The sequence below is a fragment of the Luteibacter sp. CQ10 genome, from assembly GCF_040900725.1.
Classification (GTDB): domain Bacteria; phylum Pseudomonadota; class Gammaproteobacteria; order Xanthomonadales; family Rhodanobacteraceae; genus Luteibacter.
The window spans coordinates 1-1,328 of sequence record NZ_JAEUYM010000026.1 but is presented as its reverse complement, the minus strand read 5'-3'; the positions used below and the strand labels follow the sequence as shown (position 1 = coordinate 1,328).

1 protein-coding gene is annotated in these 1,328 nt (G+C 69.5%); it reads left to right on the top strand.

What is annotated here, in order from left to right; all coding sequences use genetic code 11:
* Positions 1-1,328 (top strand): beta-ketoacyl synthase N-terminal-like domain-containing protein (locus tag JNG39_RS21080; protein ID WP_368313924.1); only part of this gene is annotated, 1,328 nt, incomplete at both ends.

Here is a 1,328-nt window from a genome sequence, read left to right as displayed (position 1 = left end):
AACATGCGCCGGCGTTCATCTGCTACTTCAGCTCCACCTCCGCCGTGCTCGGCGACTTCGGTGGCGGCGACTACGCCGTCGGCAACCGGTTCCAGATGGCGTGGGCGGACCGCATGGCCGCCGCCGACGGCATCCGGCGCGTCGCGATCGACTGGCCGGCCTGGACCGAAGGCATGCGCGGTGGCGACGAGGACAGCCGGCTCACGTACCTGCGTTCGAGCGGATTGCAGGCGCTCGAGGCGGAGCAGGGGCTCGACATCCTCGAGCGTTGCCTGATCGACCCTTCCGCGCATTACGTGGTGATGGCAGGCGACCGTTCGCGCATCGAGCGTACCCTCGGCCTGGGCGATGCGCCCGTCGTGGAGGCGTCTGCCCCGCGCCCGGCGCTTGCCAGCGGCGATCCCGCGTGGCGCGGCCTGACCGTTGACGAGGCGCTGCGCGGCGATCTCAGGCGGCAGGTTGCGGAACTGCTCAGGCTCGCCGACGACAGGGTCACGCTGCACGGCAATCTCACCGACTTCGGCTTTGATTCCATCACCCTGGCGCAATGGTCGCGTCAGTTAAGCCGCCACTTCGGCATCTCCTTCACGCCCGCGTCATTCTTCACGCATTCGACGATCGACAAGGTCGCCACCCATCTCCTCGCCGCCCATGCGTCACGCATGGACGCGTTCTACCGGCAGGACGCCGCGTCGCCGGCGGATGCGCCACCGGTCGCCGCCTTGACGGCCACTGTCGGCGTGACGCCGACGGCGGTGCCGTCGCGCGATGCGGTGGGCGACGTCGCCGAGCCCATCGCGATCATCGGCATGAGCGGTCGGTTTCCACAGGCGCGCGACGTCGCGACCTTCTGGAACCTGCTCATCGAGGGACGCAGCGCCATCGAGGAGATTCCCCTGGAGCGGTTCGACTGGCGGGAGCCCTACGCGAACCGGACCATCGTCGGCAAATGGCTCGGCGCGTTGCCCGGCGTGGCGGAATTCGATCCGCTGTTCTTCGACCTGTCGCCGCGCGAGGCACTGGGCATGGATCCGCGACAGCGCCTGCTCCTGCAGGAGTCCTGGCGCGCCCTGGAGGATGCCGCGCATGGCGATCGCCAGCTGGAGCGCGCGCGCACCGGCGTATTCGTCGGCGTGGAGCAGGGCGAGTACCAGCAGATCGCGGCAGGCCAGGGCACGCTGACGAGCAACCATGACGCGATCCTCGCCTCGCGCCTGTCGTACTTCCTCGACCTGCGCGGCCCGGCAATGGCGATCAACACGTCGTGCTCGTCGGGTCTCGTCGCGGCGCACCAGGCGTGCCAGAGCCTGCGCGCGGGCGACTGCGAC